Raw genomic sequence first — 20,633 nt, 5'->3', positions numbered from 1 at the left:
CGTGGCCCAGGCGCACGATCCCTACGCGCTGTCCGATGAAGACCGACTGCCCTGGCTGGAGCCGGTCGACGATGTCGAGGAGGAACGCGCGGCGCCGGTCCGTTGGGTCGGGCCGCTGCTCGCGCTGCTGGTGCTGGCGGCAATCGTGGTCGGTGGGGTCTGGTGGTGGCAGAATCGCGAGATTGAGCCGACCGGGTCGGGCGAGCTGATCGCGGCGCCTGAAGGTCCGTACAAGGTCAAGCCGCCGGAAGAGGGCGGCATGAAGATCGAGGGGCAAGGCGACATGGCCTTTGCCACCAGCGAGGGCGCGCAGGTGCAGGGCTCGCTCGACCTGAACGCGGTACCGGAAACGCCGGTGGAGCGCGCGCCGGCCGCGCCCAAGGCTTCGCCCACTGCGACGCCCAAGCCGAGCGCCAGCGCGATCATCATCGAGGATAAGGGCGGCACGCTCGTCGCGCGCCCGGCGCCCGCGCAGACCGTCACCGAAAGCGCACCCGGCGCGACCGTGCAACTCGGCGCCTTCCCGAGTCAGGACAGCGCCCGCAAGACCTGGGAGTCGATGTCGAAGCGGTTCGGCTATCTGGCCGAAAAGGGCCAATCGATCGTCAAGGCCGATGTGAATGGCCGCACCTTCTACCGCCTGCGCGTCGGCACCGCGTCGCCGGCGGAAGCCAAGGACATCTGCGCCCGCCTGCGCGTCGCCGGAGAGAATTGCCTTGTGGTCAACTAGAATCCTCCCCTGCGCAGCAGGGGAGGGGGACCATGCACAGCATGGTGGAGGGGCCGGCCGCGCAAGCGGACGGGCTGACCTTCCGCTTCGCTGCAGGCCCCTCCACCGCCTGCGGCGGTCCCCCTCCCCCAGCAAGCTGGGGGAGGATTTATGAAGCCCGTCATTTTCGGCATGGCGGGGCTGGAACTCAGCCCCGAGGAGCGCGCCTTTTTCCGAGAGGCCGAGCCTGCCGGCTATATCCTGTTCAAGCGCAATTGCGGCGACCGCGCGCAGATGCGGGCGCTGACCGACAGCCTGCGGGAGCTGCACGGCCGCGACGATCTGCTGATCATGATCGATCAGGAAGGCGGTCGCGTCGCGCGGATGCAGCCGCCCGAATGGCCAGCGTTTCCCAATGGCGCGGTGTTCGGCGAACTCTACGAGACGGCACCGATCTCGGCGATCGAGGCGGCGCGCGCGAACGCCGAAGCAATCGGCCTTGCGCTGAGTGAGGTTGGGATAACCGTCGACGCACTGCCGTTGCTCGACGTCCGCCAGCCCGGCGCTAACGACGTCATCGGCGACCGTGCCTATGGCTATGAGCCGATGCGCGTGGCGGCCATCGGCCGCGCCGTGCTCGAAGGGCTGCAGACGGGCGGGGTCACCGGCATCGTCAAGCACATGCCGGGCCATGGCCGCGTGCTGGTCGACAGCCACAAGGCGCTGCCCGTGGTCGATGCCGGCGAAGAGGCGCTGGAGAGCGACCTGACACCCTTCCGGCAGCTCAATTGGGCGCCGATCGGGATGACCGCGCACATCGTCTATACGGCGTGGGACGATGCCCGGCCCGGCACGCTTTCGCATTATGTGGTGCAGCAGATCATCCGCGAGCGGATCGGCTTCGACGGCCTGCTGATGACCGACGATATCGACATGAAGGCACTCTCCGGCACGCCCGCGGAAAAGGCGTGCGGCGCGGTCGATACGGGTGTGGACCTGGTGCTCGACTGCTGGGCGCGGATGGACGAGATGATAGCCATCGCCGACGCGCTGCCTGAGGCGAGCGACCGGACGAAGGAGCGACTGGCGGCGGCCTTGGCCTTCCGCAAGGCGCCGGAACCGGCCCGGTTCGCGGAGGTGGTGCGGACGCGCGACGAACTGCTGGCGCTCGCCTAAACCGTCATCCCGAACTTGTTTCGGCACAAGCGTTGTCGCACCACGGGACCTTCGACGATCCGTCACCCGACGCCTTGTCCCGAAACAAGTTCGGGATGACGGGTCGGTGTTTCCGTGCATACTCAGACCGTGACTCAGCCCGACTCGGACGCGCTCACCATCGACATCGACGGCTGGGAAGGGCCGCTCGACCTGCTGCTGTCGCTCGCGCGGGCGCAGAAGGTGGACCTGCGGGAAATCTCGATCCTCGCGTTGGTCGAGCAATATCTCGCCTTCATCGCCGGCGCGAAGGCGCTGAAGCTGGAGATCGCCGCCGATTATCTCGTGATGGCGGCCTGGCTTGCTTACCTCAAGTCGGCGCTGCTGCTGCCCAAGGACCCGACCGTCGATCCGAGCCCCGAGGAGCTGGCGCTGCGGCTGCAGATCCGGCTGCAGCGGCTACAGGCGATGCGCGAGGCCGGGGCCCGGCTGATGGCGCGTGACCGGATCGGGCGCGACGTGTTCGTGCGCGGCCGTCCCGAGGGGCTGCGCGTGGTGCGCAAGAGCTTGTGGGATGCCGATCTCTATGAAGTGATCGCCGCTTATGGTGCGGTGATGGCGCGGACCCAGCCGGTCGTGCACCAGATCGCGCGGCGGCCGGTCATGTCGCTCGAGGACGCGCTCGCGCGGGTCGAGGCGCTGCTCGGGCAGAAGATCGAATGGACGCGGATCGAGGCCTTCCTGCCCATCGTCTCCGACCCGCAACTGCGCCGCTCTGCGCTCGCCTCCAGCTTCGTCGCGGCACTCGAACTCGCCAAGCAGGGCAAGGCCGAGCTGCGGCAGGAAGAGGCCTTCGGCGACCTGTTCGTGAGGGCCGCGTGACATTGCAGCATTTAGCCGCTCATCCTGAGGAGGGGCTGAGCCTGGCGAAGACCCGTATCGAAGGATCCTTCGAGACGCCGTTTCGCCTTCGCTCAACGGCTCCTCAGGATGAGCGGACGGAGGCGTGCGATGTCTGACATCGACCCCGCCATCCGTGCGGTCGAGGCGGTGCTGTTCGCGGCCGAGGCGCCGCTGACCGCGGATGAGATCGCGGCCTATGTCGGGCCTGACGTCGATCTCAAGCAGACGCTGCGGCTGCTGGCCGAGGATTATGCCGGGCGCGGGGTCGAGCTGGTCGAGCGGGGCGGGCGCTGGCACTTTCAAACCGCGCCCGACCTGGCGCACTTCCTGCGGCGTGAACGAGAGGAGCCGAAGCGGCTGTCGCGCGCGGCGGTCGAGACGCTCGCTATCATCGCCTATCAGGAGCCGGTCAGTCGCGCCGAGATCGAGGCGATCCGCGGGGTGCAGATTTCCAAGGGCACGCTCGACGTGCTGATGGAGGCGGGCTGGGTGCGCCCGGCCGGCCGCCGCGAAGCGCCGGGGCGGCCTTTGCTCTACGCGACCACGCAGGGCTTCCTGACGCATTTCGGGTTGCAGAGCCGGCGCGACCTGCCCGGGATCGACGATTTGAAGGCGGCCGGGCTGCTCGATCCGCTCGATACGACGCCCGGCGAGCTTGAACTGGAAAGCGCCGACGAGAGCGACTAGATAGGGCGCTCACGCAGGCCGCGCCTGCCAGGAGATTATCATGGGCAGTTTCAGCATCTGGCATTGGCTGGTCGTCGGCATCCTGGTGATGCTGTTGTTCGGGAAGGGCCGCTTTTCCGACATGATGGGCGACGTCGCCAAGGGCATCAAAAGCTTCAAGAAGGGCATGGCTGAGGACGACGAGCCGGTGCGCGAACGCCGCGTCGAGGCGCTCGACAAGCCGCGCGCCGCCGTCACCGATCACGAGCCTGTGAAGGAAGAGCGCCCCCTTTAACGTCCGCCGCTTCTTCTCAGGGAAGAGCGGTCGGCCAAGGTTTTGCAAAGCGAGTCACGAAGAACTCTGGCATCGCTGCTGCAGGACCGCGACAAGCCGTACACATGTCTCGCGCACCGTGAGACCGGCAGAACCGGATACGTCGCGAGACTGGATGGTGAGCCGTGCTGGATTCGAACCAGCGACCTACTGATTACATACCCGCCACGGCTTTCGCCGCCGCCCCTGAGGGCGTTTGGAGTCTGGACTTTCTCATCACCATACCGAGCAGGCTCGGCTTAGGCGGGTGCCGTCAAGTCTCTACACCTTCCGGACCGAAGTCCGGCTTGGCTCGGGATTGCCATCGCCGCGACGCGGAAGGGTTCCCCGAGTTTGACACCTGTTCACCGCGCCGTTTCCGACGCGGGCTTCCACCGAAAGTCAGTTGCTCTACCGACTGAGCTAACGGCCCACGGACGCGCCCATAGCTGCACGCTCACCGGCTAGCAAGTAATGGCTTACCCGCCCCAGGCCTCGCGATAGACGCGCAGGAAGTTGCCGCCGAACAGCTTTTCGAGGCGCGCGACCGACCAGCCGCGCCCCGCCAGTGCCGTCGCCAGGCGGCGGTACCGGTCGACGCTGTTATAGTCGGCGACGATCGGGAAGACCTCCGGCCCCTCGCCGGGAGCGGCGATGCCGGCCTTGATGCGCTGCAGCGCCCATTCGCGGTTGCGGCGGCGCGCCGCCTCGTCGGTTGCCTGGGGTAGCACGCCATTGTCGGTGCCGATGCCGACATGGTCCTCACCCGCCACGTTGGCGATATGCTCGATATGGGCGATCAGGTCGCTGCCCTTGGGCTGGCTGTCGAGGGTGAGGAACGGCATGAAGTAGACGCCGACCACGCCGCCCTTCTCCGCGACGGCGCGGATCGTCTCGTCGGCGGTGTTGCGTGGATGGTCGGACAGCGCGCGCGCACCGGTGTGGCTGATCACCAGCGGTCGCTTTGCGTGGCGCGCCGCCTCGGCCATGGTCCGTGCGCCGCCATGGCTGAGGTCGAGCAGCAGCTTCTCCGCCTCGATCCGCTCGATCGTGGCGCGGCCCAGCTTCGACAGTCCGGCATTGTCGGGCTCCAGCGAGCCGTCGCCGCAAAGATTGCGGTTGTTGTAGGTCAGCTGGACGGTCATCACCCCGTCCTTCTTCAGCTGGGCGAGGCGGTCGAGAGCGGGACCCACCATGCAGGTGTCCTGGGTGCCGATCAGCACCGCGAATTTGCCTTCGCGCTTGGCCTTCAGAATGTCGCCGGCGCTGCGCACGAGCAGCAGGCGATCGGGATTGGCGGCGAGCAGGTTCTTGCTGCTCTCGATGCTCTTCAAATAATCGCCCCACGGGTCCGGCACATTTCCCACGGGAAACACGGTGTCTCGCACCATGGTCACGCCGGTCCCCTGGGTCTCCGACCAGGCGCGGTCGCTGAGCCGGGACACGCCATCCGGTCCATAAGGATCGCCGACCCCACCGAGCGCATCGATGACGATCGCCCGGTCATACCATCCATCGGCGCCGCGCTTCGCCCTGGCCGGACCGGCAAAGGCCGCCGCAGCGACGGCCCCCATCATCATCGTGCGTCGATCGACCCGCATTCGCCCCTCCACCTGATCCATCGAATCAGGGTCTAGCAATCGCGATTTCACTTGTCCCGCACGCAAGGTTGTCGGCTTCATCTTCCCCATTGCAACCATTGCTGCAGTGCAGCATTGTCGCCGGATGAGTGGGATTGACTAGTAATGGGAACCTTGTCCCTTCGCACTGCCGCCGCGCCCGGCCCAGAGACGGGTGGCGAGCCGTCGGAAGCTCTGCTGCGGCGCGCGCTGCGCGAGCGCTCCCGGATCGAGGCACGCTACAATAAGGGCCACGTCGTGCTGGAGCCGCTGCTGATGTTCCGCGAGCATGACGCGCTGTTCCTGGTGGCGGGTACGGCCTTGCGCGACGGCCAGCCGCCGCGTGAGCCGAAGATCGGCATCTTCCGCCTGGCGGGGCTGAGCGAGCTGGCTGCCAGCGAACAGCGCTTCGTTCCGCCCGCGTTCGAAGACGACATCTGGAGCAAGCCTTCCCGCGAACTCGTCGCCCGCGTTCGTTCTCCCGCACGGCCACTCAGGCCGTGAGGGGCCGCGAGCTGGTTCTGATTTGCCTGCTCGCGGGGATTTGCGGCCTGTTGCTGTTTAACCTCGGCTGATCGGCTCGAGCGCCAACCCCGATCAGCGCTGGAGCAGCGGCCGTTCGGCGTCGCCAACGATCGCGAACGCCGCCCAGTAATAGGGGTGCGACGTGTTCGCGTCATCCATCAGCTGGACCTGCGCCGCACGCAGCGCCTGACCAGCCGGCGTTCCGGCGGGCGCGCTGAACAAGCCGGTAATCAGCCGCTTGGTGGCGTCGTAATCGTCCGGCACCGGCCAGTGGCTGGCAATCACCGCCCGGGCGCCGGCGCCGACAAAGGCGCGCACCAGGCCGTCCAACGCGTAATTGCCACCGGTGGCGATGCCCGCCTCGCGGGTCGCACTAACCGTTGCCATGCCAGCCGTGTCGCAGGCGGAAAGGATCACCCAATCCGCGTCGATTTTCAGGTCATAGACCTCCTTGAAGCTCAGCAGACCGTCCGAACCCGCCCCGCCGAACGAGGTGAGCAGCGCCGGCCGCGCCGGGCATTGCGGGCGCGGGGCGGTGACGAGGCCGTGCGTCGCGAAGTGGAGCACCCGATAATCGCGCAGGTCCGAGCGATTGACGATGTTGGTGTCGGCGAATTCGGCGCCGGTCAGCACCGCCGCCTGCTGGGCGCCGAGCGCCGAACGGGCGAATTGCAGTTCGGCGGCCGAGATCGGGCGGTTCCACGTCTCGAGCGGCCAGTCGCAGGGATCGACATTGGCGGGCGCGCTCGTCGACAGGAACGAGGCAGCGCTGAACGGCGGCGCATTCTCGCCCAGGCCCAGATAGGCCCGCTTGCCGGCCGAAGGCGCAACCTGGCGCACGTCGGCGAAGGAGCGGGCGGAGACGGCGGTCGTCACCTCCCGGTCCTTGCCGAGCCAGGCGACGCCGCGCATGTCGAATTTGTCTGCGGCCGGTCCAGCGATCCGCTTCTGATAGGTATCCACGCTCGCCTGATCGGCGACGAGCAGCGACACCGGAAGCTGCAGCAGCGGTCCGTCGGGCTCGAAGATCAGATGCTTGACCCCGGCCAGCGCATCCCCGCCGATCGGATCGAACAGGGTTGCGTAGAGCTGGCGTGCCCGCACCAGGTCGAACGGCGTCGTGACAAGCTGGCCGCTATCGAGCTTGACGATGCTGTCCCGCAGCCTGGCGACGCTGTCGCCCAAAGTGGTGGCATTGGCGGCGATCCGCACCGCGCGACTGCGCTCCGGCGTCGCGAAGACCGCATAGGCGTCCTGCCCGACCAGACGCAGCTGGTAATAGGCCTCGCCCGGCCGCAGCGTCTTCTGCAGGTCGGCAAGGGTCAGCGTCTGCGGGGAGAGCACGCGGTAGCGAGGATATTTGCTGAGCCGCGACTGCAGCGCGGTCTGCTCGCCCTCCAGGGTCTTCAGCCGGTCGCGGGCAGCCGCCAGTGCGGCTGCCGCCTCGCCGCCCTCGGGCGGGTTGGCGGCAGCGAGGTTCGCCACCTCCGCCGTCTGCCTCACCACTTCGCGCGACTGGTTGACGGCCTCGCGGAACAGCATCGCCGCTTCGTCATCGCCTTCCGACAATTCGCGCGCCAGCACCGCCTGGGTCTGGGCCACGCCCGGTCGGACGAAGATCTGGTTGGCCGAGAACATTGCCGCCGCCGCATTCGGGTCGGACGCCGAGCGAGCGGCGAGCAGCCGGAAATAGGGCGCGAGCGTGTCACGCATCGCCGCGGAGGCGCCCGGCACATGCTCGCTGTCGGCCACGATCGCCGCGTAGAGCGTCACCGCCTCGTCGGCGCGGCCGGTGCGGGCGTAGAAGGACGCCAGCCGGCTTTTTGCCTGCAGCAGGGCCGCGGATTGCGGGTAGCTGGCCTCGAGGAGCGCCACGGCGCGGGTGAGGGCGGCACCCGCAGCGGCCGTGTCGCCGCTCATCTCGCGCGCAATGCCGGTCTCGCCGAGGATCTCCGAGCGCATGAACGCGGTCGAGGCGACGCGGCCCTGGCGCACGCCGGCCAGCGCGCGTTCCGCCTGGTCGAACGCGCGCAGCGCCTCGGCGTAACGGCCCTGCAGACGGAGCGCGATGCCCTGGATCTGCTGCTTCTGCGCGTCGAGGATCTGCGCCCGCTCATAGGGCTGGAGCCGGCTGTCGAGCCCGCCGGTCCGGTTCAGCGCGGCATTGGCGCGGTTGATCTCCTGCGCCAGCCGCGGCGTGATTTCGGCGGCGCTGAGCGCATCGGTGGCATAGCGATCGACTTCGGCCACCGGCCGCTGCAGCTCTTCGAGCGCCTTGGCCGGCCGCTTCTGGTTGATCTGGTGCAGCGCACGATAATTGCGCAGCAGCCGACCGGCGATCGGATCGGCTGCCGCCCCGCGCGCCTCGGCCTGCTCGAACGCCGCCGTCGCGGCGGGAAACTGGCCGAGATTGGACTGTTGCAGGCCCTGGTTGACCAGATATTCGGTCAGCCGCGGCGCGTCGGCCATGCCGGCGGTGCGCTCGGAGAGCGTCTGGAAGAACTCCGCCGCCTCAGCGTAGCTGCCTTCATTGCTGCGGGCATAGCCCTGCTGGAGCGCGCCGTCCGCGTCGAGCGCGCCGGCCTGCACCCGCGCGAAGGCGGCCGGATCGCCGGCGGCGGTGACCGCGACCTGCACTTCGCCGGTGACCGGCCGATCACTGACGATGCTGGCAAGGCCGAGCTTCAGCGCCGAATCATAGCCGGCGAGTCCCTCCGCTGCGAACAACGTGCCGCGGCGAGCGAACGTGTAGGTGCGGTAGCGGAGCTTGTCCTCGCTTTCGCAATCGATGACGCGGGCGCCGGCAAGGCCGGGCACCTCCGCCGCCTGATCGGGTCCGCATTGGTGTCCCGCCGCCGCAAGGCGGGCCGACCCGTCGCCTTTCAGCGCATAAAGGCTGCCGACCGGCGCGGCGGCGTCGCGACACACGATCGCATAGCCGCGATCGAACATGTCTTTCAGGCGGGCGTCCATCGGCCGCAGCTGTGCCGTGCAGCTGACGCCGGAACTGCCGATGCGAAAGGACTCGCGCGTGCTGAGCGGCTCCGGCGGCGCGGCGCTCAGGGGTGCGACGAGCGCGGCCAAGGCGCCCAGCGCAAGGAGGTTGGACCGGATCATCATTCGTCTCCCCCGGACGGCTCATCCTCGGCCGGCGTTTCCCACAAGCTGGGATTGCCGCCACCGCTCACCGCATCGTTGACGATCGGATCGGGCGCGAGCGGCTCCGCATCGACCGCCGTCACCAGGTTGATCGTCGGCAGGGCAGTCACCTCGGCCGGGTCGGTCGGGACGGGGCCGGCGAGCGACTGCAGCGGCTGCTCGATCAGCTGACGCACCTGCGACAGCGTCGGCGGTAGCACTTCCTGCACCACTTCGACGATCGGGTCCTGCTCCGGCTCGACCTGTCCGCAATTCTCGGAGGCCACGAGGCAGCCATTGACGCTGGCGCTGCTCGCCAGGGGCGTCGCGACGCCTTGCGCGTCCTTGTAGGAGATGAGGCTGCGAATGCCGCTGCCGGCATTGCCCTGCAGCCGTCCGAACATGATCAGCTGCAACGGCTCGGTCCCCGACGCGCGGCCGACCCGCAGCTGGCCGGCATCGAAGCCGGCGAACTGCGTGGCACTGCCGCTGTTCTGGACCGCCACCAGATTGACCGCGTCGATGTTGAGCGTGCCCGCACGCACCACGCCATTCGGCCGCGCGAAACCGGAGGGCGTCGCCAGCGCCTGGTCGCGGCCGGCAAAGTCGAAGCCATTGCCGAACTGCTGGACCAGTCCCGCATCCGCAACGATCACGCTGCTGCCGGACAGGTTGAGCGTCCCGGCCAGGCCATTGCCGCCGGTCATCTCGACGCCGGCGCTGCCGTCGTTGACGACAAGCAGCCGTCCCGATGCCTTCAGGCTTAGCATGCTGCCCGCCGCATTCTGAACGGCGAGAGCGCCGATCACGCGCAGGTCTCCGCTCCTCGACTCCAGCGTCAGGTTCGGCACGGACGAGCCTTGCAAGGTCGCCGCGCCGACCGTCACCGTCGGCCCCTGCAGCAGGATATTGGAGCCCCTCAGCCCCTGAGCCTCGGCGCCGCTGATCGTATAGCCCGTGCCGTTGCCTGACCCGCCGAAGGTCACGCTTTGATTGGCGATGAGGGTCAGCGAGGACTGGGTGTCGCCCAGACGGGCACCGCCGGTCAGATTCAGGTCGTTCGACGTCAGCTTGATCGTCGGGGCGCTCACGTCGCCACTGAAGTCGATCGCCGCATTGGCCGCGAGCGTGAACGGGTTGACGGTCGTCACTCCGCCGAGCCGCACATCGTCCAAGGCAATGACGGTCGCCTGGCCGAGCTTGGTGGGATCGAAATCGGCGAAATTGTCGAAGTCGAAACCGGCAAACACCGGGTCCGAACCGAGCCCGCTGATGTTGGAGACGAAGAGGTAATCGCCCGCGCCGCTGCCGGCGGTCACGGCACCGGCGCTGACATTCGTCTTGGCGAGGATCAGCACGCTGTCCTGCGCCTGCACGGTGCCGGCCGTCACGCTGCCCTGCTCGGAGCCGAGACCGATCGAGGTGAAGCCGACCAGATTGCCGACCGTCACATTGCCGCTCGCGCCAACGCCGATCAGATAGTTGTCGGCGCTGGTGTCGATGCCGGCGTAGAAATCGCCGGTCGTGATATCGCCGGTCGAGACGGTGCCGAGGCCCTGCACGCCGACCGTTTCCGCCTTCAGCGCGCCGGTGACGATCTGCCCTGGCCCGGCATTGCTGATGTCGATCGTCGCGCCGGTCACGTTGCCGAGCTGGATCTGGGCGCCGGACAGCAATTCGATGTCGCCGTCGATCAGGTTTTGGTCACCCGAGGCAGCCGTCAGATTGCCTGTGGTCAAGCCACCGAGGCTCTGGATGAAGATATTGTCGCCGGCGTCGATGCTGCCGAGGTTGACCGCATTGCCGCCGCTGATCAGCACCGATCCCGCCGCGGCGATCGCCCCGCTGGCCAGCGTACCGCTCGCCTGCAGGAACACCCCGCCGAACTGATCGGCGTCGATGCCGGGATAGAAGTCCCGCTGGGTAACGGTGCCAAGGCTAACCGTGCCGCGACTGGAGACGCTGATCGTCTCGCCCTTGATGTTGCCGGTCGCGACGTTGCCGGCGAAATTGCCGTCCGGCGTGTCGCTGATGTCGACGAATGCACCCGCGACATCGCCGATGGCGACGCCACGCTGACCTTCCACCGACACTTGCCCCAGGATCAGGTTCGGGTCGCCTGTCGCCGCGGTCAGATTCCCGGCCGTCACCGTGTCCTGCGAGGTCAGTAGGATGCTGTCGCCGGCACTGATATTGCCGGCCTGAAGCGTGCCCGTGCTGTTCAGATCGACATCGCCGCCGGCGGTGACGTTGCCGACCTGGATGCGGCCCTGCGCGTCGATGCGCAGCGAGCCGGCGAGATTGTAATCGGTGGGCGTCACGAAATCGCCGCCGATACTGGCGAAGAAGCTGTCCGAAATGTCGAACAGACCTGGAGTCGAGCCGACCGGCGGCGGGGTCAGCGATCCCGTTGCGGTCAGCGAGAGATTGTTCGTCCGCACCACGCCATTGTCGATCACCGCGAGATTGAGGTCGCCGATCACCGACAGGCTGATGCCGTTGGTCGCCGCGAGCACGCCATTATCGACCTTCAGGAACGAATCGGAGCCTGCGGGAGGCGGATTGTCGCCGGTCGTGAACAGGTCGAGGCTGCCGAGCGTGGCATCGGCCTTGCTGACCTGGACCTGGACAATGCCGGCTGTCGTCCCGCCGGGCGTGCTCCCGGCACCGGCAAACGCGATCGCGCTGCCGAAATAGGAGACGGCAGTCAGCGAGCCGCGTTCCGTTCGGTTGAACCGGTTGGTGGCGAGGAGCGAAATCCGTCCGCCGCTCGCGGCGCCGCCGGCTCCCTGCGCGGAACCATCACCGCCGGTTCCGCCGAACGCACCGGCATTCAGCGTCACATTGCCGGCTGTGACCGGGCTGCCGCGCGACAACAGGCCCGCCGCACCACCGACGCCCTCACCGCCCGTACCCCCGGCGGCGCCGGTGCCGGCACCGCCTTCACCGCCAAGGCCGACTGCCAGCAGATTCACGTCACCGAACTGGGCGCTGCCCGCATTGCCGGCCGTGGCAGGGCCGCTGACCGTGCCGATATTGATGGCCCCGCCACCTACACCGCGACCGCCCGCGCCACCGGCGCCGTTCGCGCCGCCGGTCCCGCCGGCACCGCCTTCGCCTTGGGCGAACGCCAGAATATTCCCCATGGCGAGCGTGCCGCTGCCCGCCTGCGCATTGGCTGCAAAGACGCCACCGAGGCCCTCGCCACCGGTTCCTCCGGCAGCTCCGGCGGCGCCGTCGCCACCACGGCCGCCGCTCGCCGAGACGTCGACAAAGGCCTGACCGAAACTGACACTGCTCGGCGTGCCGACCGGAATCGTCCCACCCCCTTGCGAGTCGCCGCCGGAGGTGGCCGAGATCAGCGCCAGTCCGCCTTGGGCGGAACCGCCGGTCGCGCTCTTGCCCGAATCGGCATCGCCCCCCGACCCGGAGACGTCGATGTCGAGCGTCCCCGGCGCAGCGATCGTGCCGCCGAACGCCACCAGATTGGCAAGGCCGCCGACGCCACTGCCGCCGCCCGCCACGCCAATGCCGCCCCGGCCCGCGGCATCGATACTTACGGTGCCGCCGATGCCCAGCTCGCCACCGATGACGACCAGATAGGCGCCTTTGTCGAAGGGACCGGCATTTGGATCGGGAGGCGTGCCGCCGAGGCCGTCGCCGCCCAGTCCGTCATCCGCTCCGCCCCCGAAGCCGCTCGCATCCATGATCACGTCGCCGGTGACCGTGACCTTGCTGTTCGCCAGCGCGCCGAAGGTGCCGAGCCGGGCGTGACCGCCTATGCCCATGCCGCCATCGCCCGTGCCGCCACCATCGCCGCCCGATGCATCGGCGATCAGCTCGACGTCGCTGCGCAGCGTCACCGTGCCGCCGCTGGCGTTGATCTGCGCGGTGCCCGCCCGGCCCGTGCCGCCCAGCACATTGCCGCTTCCGACCTCGGCACCTCCATCACCGCTCGCGTCGAGGCCGACGAAAGTAGCAAAGGAATCGACCGTGCCGCCGGTGCCGGCGAAGATGTTGGTGTTACCACCGAAAGCCTCGCCGGCACTGACCAGCGCGCCTCCAGGCACGCCCATGGCGTCGCCGCCAAAGGCTTCCGCCGAGAGCTGGAAGATACCCGCGGTCACCTTCAGCGTGCCGCCATTCTGCGCGTTGGCATTGGCACTCTTGGCCGTCACCGCCGCGGCATTCGATCCCTGCGCATTCCCGGTGCCGCCGAACGCGTCGGAGCGGAGCGACAGGTTCGATAGCTGAACGAGGCCGGAGTTCGCGCTGACTGTCGTGTTGCCCGCCGTGGTGACGCCGCTCGCGCCCCCCGGCTGGGCCAGGCCGGTGCCGGTCGAACCGCCATTGGCATTCGAAAGCATGGTCACGTCGCCGAATACGATCTGGCCATTGCCGTTGGTGCCGATGAATGTGTCCGCGGCAGTCGCGGCGCCGCCACTGCCGGCCAGGCCGGTCCCGCCAAAGCCGTTGCCCCCCGTCCCGCCTGTCGCGGTGGCGTTGACGAAGACATTCTTGCCGGTGATCGATCCGCCATTGGCAAACACGGACACGCCCGTGCCTGCTGTGGCGGCGCCGCCTGCTCCGCCGGGCGTGGTTTGGCTCGGTCCAGCGCCACCCTGACCACCGGAAACGGTCGCGCTCAGCGTCGGGTTCGCATTTCCAAAGTTGATCGTGCCACCCGTCGCATTGACCTGAATGCCGCCGCCGGTCGCCGCGCCGCCGCTTCCGCCCGGCCCACCATTGCCGCCGCTGGCGCCGACTAACATGGAGGCGGCGGCAGCCGAAGCGAAGCTCACCCCGGCATTGGCATTCAGCCGAACCAGGCCGCCCGTGGCCGCCCCGCCGGCGAAACTGCCGCTGCCGCCGCCATTGCCGCCGCGCCCTTCGGCGCGAAGGTCGATGCTGTTGACCGTCACGGTGGTCGTCGCGCCCGCCGCCGTCGTGGACAGATCGATCGCGGCCGTCCCCGCCTTGCCGCTGCCGGCCGGGCCGGTGCCGGTCGCAAACGCGGTGCCGTTCGCCAGCGCGAACGTATCGCCGGCACTGATCGAGCCGCCCTGCGATCCGGAGAAAAGGCGAGCCAGGCCGCCGATGCCGCTCGCGCCGCCCGATCCGGCGCCGTTCGCCGTCATATTGGCCGCGCCTGAGATCGCGATCGCGCCCTTGTCGACGACCAGCTCCGCCGTTCCGCCGGTCCCGCTGTTGCCGAAAGCGAAGCCGGTCGCGCTGGCGTCCATCGTGACGCTGCCGGCCAGCGTGATTGCGCCGCCATTGGTGGCGAGGATCTGCGCCTTGCCGCCCGCCGTCGTCGCGCCGGAGGCCGCCCCGATGCCCATTGCGTTCACGCGCACCGTCTGCGCGCTGATCGACGAGCCGGCGCCGTTCGCCTGCAGGAAGGCCAGGCCGCCGGTCCTCGCGTCGAACGCGCCTGGGAAGCCGCGGTTTGGATAGCTGCTCGCATAGATGTCGAGCGCGCCCTGGAACGTCATCGTGCTGCCGCCATTGGCGAGCACATCCGCCTGGCCCGCGGCGGTGCCGAACGCGTTGACGACAACCCGCTTGGCCGCGGTGAAGGCCTGGCCCGAACTATTGGTCAGGCTCGCCGTCTTGCCGGCATAGAGATAGGCTTCCTGGTCGAAGCCGATCAGCCGGTTGTTGGCGAGCGACTGGACGGTGGTGTTGCCGCTCGCCTGCGCGACCAGTGTGGAGGTGACTCGGGTGCCGGTGGCATTCCCGCCGGCCAGGCTGATCGTCGCGGCGAGCGGCGAATCCGGCAGCGACGCGATGCGCGCCTCGGTGCTGTTGAACGGGTTGACGGACAGGTCGCCGCCCGCCTGCAGATAGATGGCGCCATTCTCGATGCCCGCGGCGCCCGCCACGTCGAAGCCGAGGTCCCCGCTCGGCGCGATCAGCATGGTGATCGCGCTGTTCTTGGGCACCGCGACCATGAAGATGCCCTGGCGGTCGCCGCTGCCGCTGCTCGACGGTCCTCCGGTCATGCCCTGGTGGATCAGCGGAAAGCCGTTCGGCCCGTCCGACCCCACCGCGACCGAAATGTCGAACAGACCCTGGTTGATCGACAGCGTCGCCTGTTCGGCCGCGACATAGGCGGCCGAGCCGTTGACGCGGACCGATCCGTTCTGCTGCACGACCGGCGCGACCAGCGCGACATAGCTGCCTTCCGGATTGGCGATGATCTGGGCGCCGGGCTGAATGTTGACAGACGCATTGCTGCCGGCGGCGCTCGCGATCGAGAAGCTGGTCGTCGAACCGATCGTGCCGCTGCCGCCGGTCGGGTCGCCGGTCGCGAGCAGCAGCCCCTGCACGTCGAACACCGCGCCGTTGCCGGCGATGATGCCGCCAGGGCTGTAGAACCACACGCTGCCGCCCGGAGTCGGAGACGCGTTGCCGACGATGCGGCTCATCACCGTGCCGTTGAACTGCACCGCGCGGGATGGGTCTGACGGCACGATCCGGTTCAAGATCGTGAAGTCGCTCGTGCCCTGGTAGGTGACCGTCGAGCCGGCATTCTGGAAGTTGATCGCGCCGCCGCCGACCCCTGTGTCGCTGGGCGTGAAGTCGATCACCGCGGTGGGGGAGGTGACGGTGTAGGTCTCGACATTGGGCGTGACGCCACGATTGATGTTGACCGTGCCAGAGACGACCGTCGGATCGGGCGCGTTATAGGCGAGCGGCGCGCTCTGACCGTGCGCGGGCCCCGCGAGCATGGTCGCGAGCGCAATGACGGAGCTGCCCGCGGCGATGCGGCGGATCGGGCGAGCGGTGCGGGTGGTGAGCATGAACGCGCTCCTCAGGGCAGCAATTGGGTCGTGAGCGAAACCAGGAAGCGGACATCGCCGCGGCGGCCCAGCGGGCCGGCGCGCTCGACCGGCACGGCCAGCGTGGCGTCGAGGCGGGCGCGGTTGAACAGCCCGGCGCGCATGCCAGCGCCGAGCGACGTCAGCCGGTCCGAGCCGCCGCCTTTGGTCCAGGCTCGGGCGGTGTCGACAAAGGCGAAGGGCTGCAGCGCTACCTCACGGCCGCGGAACGGCGCCCATTGGTTGACCTTCAGTTCCGCCAAGACGCCCAGTCCATGATCGCCGATGATCGTGCCCGGATCATAGCCGCGGCCGATCGTGTAATTGCCGCCCGAGAAGCGCTCGAAGCTGAGCAGCCGGTCGAAGGCGTATTGCCCGCGCATCGCGACGGCAAAGGCGAGGTTCGGCACCAGCTGAGTCTCGCCATAAGCGGCTCCTCGGACCAACGTCGCGGTCGGATCGCCGAGCCGGCCAACACGTGGATCGGGCGAGCGGCCGTTCGCATCGAAAATGTCGAGCCCGCGTCGCAGCTCCGCGCTGCCGCCGACGCGCCAGCCCGGCACCGCGCCAACGCGCGCATCCGTCGCGTCGCCCTCGACGCGCAGATAAGCGACGCGCAGCCGGTCGCGATTGAGGATCGCGTCCGGGTTGCGGGTGACGACGCGCTGGTTGGCGAAATCGAAGCCCAGCGCGCCGCGCACATTCGCCGCCTGACTGCGCAGGAACGGATAGCTCGCCTCGGCATTGGCGAACAAAGTGCGTGCCTTGACGGTCAGCCGCCGGCCCTGGCCGTCAACCAGATCGGGTTCGGTCCAGGCGTAATTGAATCGTCCGCTGAGCGTCAGGCCTTCGCTGCCGACGCGGAAATCATGGGCGAGCTGGAGGATCTGCTGCTCTTCGAAATCCGCGGTCGAGTAGAAGGCGATGCTGGTGCGGTCGCCGAGGCCGGTCAGGCCGAAGAATTGCGCGCGGAGCTGCGCGCCCCATGGCCCCGTGTCGCGCCCGGCGAGGTTCTGCACGTTCAGATCGATGACATAGGGCGTGCGGGTGACCGTCACGTCACCCACCACTTCGCCCGGACCGGTGCCCGCCGGCCGCAGCGTCAGCCGCACATCATAGCCAGGCAGGTCGCGGACGAGCAGCAGATAGCGTTCCGCCTCAATGCGATTGAACACGTCCTGCTTGGTCAGCGGCTCCAGATAAGACGCGATCAGCCGTTCGGCGCCGGCGGCATCGCCGCGCACCCGGACTGCCGCAAGGCGCGCGTAAAGCACCTCGAAGCGGACCTCGCCATTGTCGATCTTCTGCGTCGGCACCTGAACGGCGGCGAGATAGCCGCGGTTGCGCAGCACGGTGGCCGCCGCATCGCGGATTTCGCAGACAACGCTGATCGGCCGTTCCTGCCCCAGATAGGCGCGATAGGCCGGCGCCAGTTCCTCGGGCGAGATGCCCTTCAGATTGTTGAACACCGCCGAGGTAACGGTGACTTTCAAATTGGCGTAAGCGGGGTCGTCAAGTGGGCAGGGCGCGCGCTCGATGCCGCCCTCCACCCGCACACGCGGACCTGTCGGCGCGGGCGCGGGCGGCGGCGCCACCTCCTCGCGCGTCGGCGGCACGACCTGCGCCGTGGCCGCGATGGCGGCGATGCTTGACCCCAAAAAGATGATGGCACGCGCAAGCCTGAGCGGAACGCCCACACTTTCCCCCTGTTTTTCTTGGTGGTTCGCGCGTCCCGAACGAACCAGGGTGCGCCTTTTGGCGTCTGCGGCTCATAAAGACCGTTCTGACGCCGTCTGCAAGCCTAAACCGCTGAACCGCTTGGGGAAGTGTGGTGGTTCGCCGGGGCGCGTTTGGCTAGGCGGGACCGGTCAGGCCAGCGGTTGCAGTGCCGCGGCGATCCAGCGCTCCTCCGCGCGGAGCACGCCCCACGCCCGCGCGGCGGCGCGGCTGTCCATGATCTCCAAGCCGACACCGCGCTCTTCGATTGCGCGGACCAACGCCCGTGCCGGCCGGGCCAGCGTGGCGCCGGTGCCGATCAGGATGAACTCAGGGGAAAGCGCGACCAGCGGCTCCAGCGCGGCTTCGTCCAGGGCTCCGTCCCAGGCCCGCCACCATTCGGGAGTGAGCAGCACGCCGCCGGCGGTGGCTTGCCCGTCCACCTTGAAGCCGCTGCCGGCAAAGCCCGTGACGAGCGGTCCGCTCGCCCTTGGGCCCTTGTCCATCTTCACGGCTTGGCGACGTTGACGCCCGGCTTGCCCTCGCCCTGCCCGCCGAGCGGCACGCCGGGCCGCAGCCCGAGCGTGATCAGCAGCGACGAAGACACATAGATCGACGAATAGGTGCCGATCACGATGCCGAGGATCATCGCCGCGGTGAAGCCCCGCAGCACATGGCCGCCAAAGATCAGCAGCGCGCCCAATGCGAGCAGGATGGTCAGCGACGTCATCACCGTGCGCGGCAGCGTTTCGTTGACCGAAAGGTCGATCAGCGCGCGCATGTCCATCTGCCGATATTTGCGCATATTCTCGCGGATACGGTCGTCGATGACGATCTTGTCGTTGATCGAATAGCCGATGATGGTCAGCACCGCGGCGACGATGTTCAGGTCGAATTCCAGCCGAGTGAGCGCGAAAAAGCCCATCGTCATCAGCACGTCGTGCATGATCGCGACGAAGGTTGAGACGCCGAACTGCCATTCGTAGCGCAGCCAGGAAAAGACGGCGATGCCGAGCACGGCCAGCAGCACGGCGAGCAGGCCGTTGCGGATCAGCTCGCCCGAGACCTTGCCGGACACGGTATCGTAGCGGGTGAACTGCACGTCGGGGTAGACGCCGCGCAGCGCCTTTTGCACCCGCTGCACCACGCGGTTGGTGGCGCCTTCGTCCGCATCCTGCGGCAGCGGCAGGCGAATCGAGATGGTCTTGGGATCGCCGAAGCTCTGCAGCGAACCTTCGCCGACGCCGAGGCCGTCCACGGTCGAACGGACGCGGTCGAGCGACGGCGGCTGGTCGAACTTGGCTTCGATCATCAGGCCGCCGACGAAATCGACGCCCAGGTTCAGGCCGCGCGTGCCGACCAGTGCGCAGGCGACCAGCGTCAGCACCGCAGTGATGCCGAACGCCCAATAGCGCAGCGAGACGAACGGCAGGTTCGTATTGTCGGGGACGAGTTTCAGCAGACGCATCAGATGGTCATCTCCGTCGGCCGGTGGCGGCGGATCCAGCCTGCGGTCAACATGCGGGTAAAGGTGACGGCGGTGAACACCGAGGTGACGATGCCGATCAGCAGCACGACCGCGAAGCCCTTCACCGGACCCGAGCCGAGCGCGAGCATGATCAGGCCGGAAATGGCGTGCACCGTATTCGCTTCGAAGATGGTGCGGCTCGCTTCCTTATAGCCGAGCTCCACGGCCTGGACGACCGAGCGGCCGCGGCGCCGTTCCTCACGGATGCGCTCGTTGATCAGCACGTTGGCGTCGACCGCCGTGCCGATGGTCAGCACGAAGCCGGCGATGCCCGGCAGCGTCAGCGTCGCGTTCAGCAGCGACATCACGCCCAGGATCACGAACACGTTGATGATGACGGCGAGGTTCGCATAGACGCCGAACCGGCCATAGGTCACCAGCATGAAGGCGACGACGAGCGCGACCGCGATCACCGACGCGAGCACGCCGGCGCGGATCGAGTCCGCGCCGAGCTGCGGGCCGACCGTGCGTTCCTCGATGACCTTCAGGTCGACCGGCAGCTTGCCCGAGCGCAGCGCGATGGCGAGCTCGTTGGCGCTCTCGACGGTGAAATTGCCGGAAATTTGCGCCTGGCCGCCCAGGATCGGCTCGTTGATGTTCGGCGCCGAAATCACCTGATTGTCGAGGATGATTGCGAAAGGCTTGTTGACATTTTCCTGCGTGACCTTGGCGAAGCGGCGGCCGCCCTGGCCATCGAAGCGGATGTTGACGACCGGCGCGTTGTTGCGCTGGTCGAAGCCTTGTTGCGCGTCGATCAGCTGGTCGCCGGAAATCAGCACCGCGCGCTTGACCGCGATCACCGGACCGCCGGCGGGGTTGTCGGGATAGCGCAGCACCTGGCCGCCGACCGGCGCCCGGCCCGCGGCGAGATCGGCGGGCGAGGCGGTCACGTCGACCAGCTTGAACTCGAGCTTCGCGGTTTTGCCGAGCAGGTTCTTGAGCGCTTCGGGATTCTGCAGGCCCGGCACCTGCACGACGATGCGGGTGCCGCCCTGGCGCACGATGGTCGGCTCGCGCGTGCCGAGTTCGTCGATGCGCTTGCGGACCACTTCGGTGGCGACTTCCATCGCCTTGTCGACCGCGTCGTTCTGACCCGCCTGAGTCGGCGTCATGATGATGCGGTTGCTGTCGACCACCCGCACATCCCAGTCGCGCTGGCCGGTCACGCCAACGCCGTTGGTCTGCTGGCGGACGCGTTCGACCGCCTGATCCACCTGGGTCACGTCGCGGACGAAGAAGCTCAGCTGGTTGCCGGAGGTGGAGATGTCGCCGATCGCGATGCGCGGATCGCCGCGGCGCATTTCGGTGCGGATCGTCTCTTCCATCTGCTCCAGCCGCTGCTTGAGCAGGCTGGACGCATCCGCTTCGAGCAGCAGGTGCGAACCGCCGGACAGGTCGAGGCCGAGATTGATCCGCGGCAGCTTCATGCCCGGTGTCAGCCGTTCGGGCACGAAGCTCGGCACCGCGAGCATGATGCCGGTCAGGATCAGCAGGACGATGCCGATCACCTTCCAGCGCGGGAATTCGAGCAGGCCCG

General features: G+C 68.2%; 13 protein-coding genes. 6 read left to right on the top strand and 7 right to left on the bottom strand.

What is annotated here, in order from left to right; translation table 11 throughout:
* The first annotated feature begins 1 nt into the window (after window position 1).
* The 5 genes from HJG53_RS19050 to HJG53_RS04515 all read left to right on the top strand — a co-directional run bounded on the left by HJG53_RS19050 (window position 2) and on the right by HJG53_RS04515 (window position 3,728).
* On the top strand, window positions 2–730 hold the full coding sequence (locus tag HJG53_RS19050) for an SPOR domain-containing protein (protein ID WP_171127954.1): 729 nt from the start codon (window positions 2–4) through the stop codon (window positions 728–730).
* 150 nt (window positions 731–880) lie between these two features.
* Window positions 881–1,885 carry a beta-N-acetylhexosaminidase gene (gene nagZ, locus HJG53_RS04530; RefSeq protein ID WP_171127953.1) on the top strand — a complete coding sequence of 335 codons (1,005 nt, stop codon included), beginning with the start codon at window positions 881–883 and terminating at the stop codon, window positions 1,883–1,885.
* A 129-nt stretch (window positions 1,886–2,014) separates the two neighbouring features.
* Window positions 2,015–2,746 carry a ScpA family protein gene (locus tag HJG53_RS04525; RefSeq protein ID WP_368039502.1) on the top strand — a complete coding sequence of 244 codons (732 nt, stop codon included), beginning with the start codon at window positions 2,015–2,017 and terminating at the stop codon, window positions 2,744–2,746.
* A gap of 129 nt (window positions 2,747–2,875) precedes the next feature.
* The gene (scpB, locus tag HJG53_RS04520) at window positions 2,876–3,454 is read left to right on the top strand and encodes an SMC-Scp complex subunit ScpB (protein WP_171127951.1); all 579 of its coding nucleotides are present in this window, start codon (window positions 2,876–2,878) and stop codon (window positions 3,452–3,454) included.
* A gap of 40 nt (window positions 3,455–3,494) precedes the next feature.
* Window positions 3,495–3,728 carry a twin-arginine translocase TatA/TatE family subunit gene (locus tag HJG53_RS04515; RefSeq protein WP_254447493.1) on the top strand — a complete coding sequence of 78 codons (234 nt, stop codon included), beginning with the start codon at window positions 3,495–3,497 and terminating at the stop codon, window positions 3,726–3,728.
* A 497-nt stretch (window positions 3,729–4,225) separates the two neighbouring features.
* Here HJG53_RS04515 and HJG53_RS04510 read toward each other — a convergent pair whose 3' ends face one another.
* Window positions 4,226–5,368, bottom strand: a complete 1,143-nt coding sequence (locus HJG53_RS04510) for a dipeptidase (RefSeq protein WP_217352588.1) — start codon at window positions 5,366–5,368, stop codon at window positions 4,226–4,228.
* Window positions 5,369–5,500: 132 nt separating this feature from the next.
* Between HJG53_RS04510 and HJG53_RS04505 the strand changes: the two genes are divergently transcribed.
* A complete protein-coding gene (locus tag HJG53_RS04505) occupies window positions 5,501–5,869 on the top strand; it encodes a WYL domain-containing protein (protein WP_171127949.1) in 369 nt (122 codons plus the stop codon).
* Between the two features lie 93 nt (window positions 5,870–5,962).
* Here HJG53_RS04505 and HJG53_RS04500 read toward each other — a convergent pair whose 3' ends face one another.
* The 6 genes from HJG53_RS04500 to secD form a co-directional block, all read right to left on the bottom strand.
* Window positions 5,963–9,007 (bottom strand): CHAT domain-containing tetratricopeptide repeat protein, encoded by a 3,045-nt coding sequence (locus HJG53_RS04500; protein ID WP_171127948.1) that lies wholly within the window; start codon window positions 9,005–9,007, stop codon window positions 5,963–5,965.
* Complete coding sequence (locus tag HJG53_RS18970) at window positions 9,007–15,834, bottom strand: hypothetical protein (RefSeq protein ID WP_171127947.1); 6,828 nt, start codon at window positions 15,832–15,834, stop codon at window positions 9,007–9,009. The genes HJG53_RS04500 and HJG53_RS18970 overlap by 1 nt, the downstream gene beginning before the upstream one ends.
* A gap of 11 nt (window positions 15,835–15,845) precedes the next feature.
* Complete coding sequence (locus HJG53_RS04490) at window positions 15,846–17,510, bottom strand: ShlB/FhaC/HecB family hemolysin secretion/activation protein (RefSeq protein ID WP_217352587.1); 1,665 nt, start codon at window positions 17,508–17,510, stop codon at window positions 15,846–15,848.
* Between the two features lie 210 nt (window positions 17,511–17,720).
* On the bottom strand, window positions 17,721–18,074 hold the full coding sequence (locus HJG53_RS04485) for an Mth938-like domain-containing protein (RefSeq protein ID WP_171127945.1): 354 nt from the start codon (window positions 18,072–18,074) through the stop codon (window positions 17,721–17,723).
* Between the two features lie 2 nt (window positions 18,075–18,076).
* The gene (secF, locus tag HJG53_RS04480; protein ID WP_171127944.1) at window positions 18,077–19,036 is read right to left on the bottom strand and encodes a protein translocase subunit SecF; all 960 of its coding nucleotides are present in this window, start codon (window positions 19,034–19,036) and stop codon (window positions 18,077–18,079) included.
* The gene (gene secD / locus HJG53_RS04475) at window positions 19,036–20,628 is read right to left on the bottom strand and encodes a protein translocase subunit SecD (RefSeq protein ID WP_171128190.1); all 1,593 of its coding nucleotides are present in this window, start codon (window positions 20,626–20,628) and stop codon (window positions 19,036–19,038) included. Before secD ends, secF begins: the two co-directional genes overlap by 1 nt.
* Between the last annotated feature and the right edge of the window lie 5 nt (window positions 20,629–20,633).

Origin of the sequence: Sphingomonas sp. ID1715 (assembly GCF_013044515.1) — a bacterium.
GTDB lineage: Bacteria > Pseudomonadota > Alphaproteobacteria > Sphingomonadales > Sphingomonadaceae > Sphingomonas_B.
The sequence above is the reverse complement of the archived record's forward strand: the minus strand, read 5'-3'. Positions and strand labels throughout refer to the sequence as shown.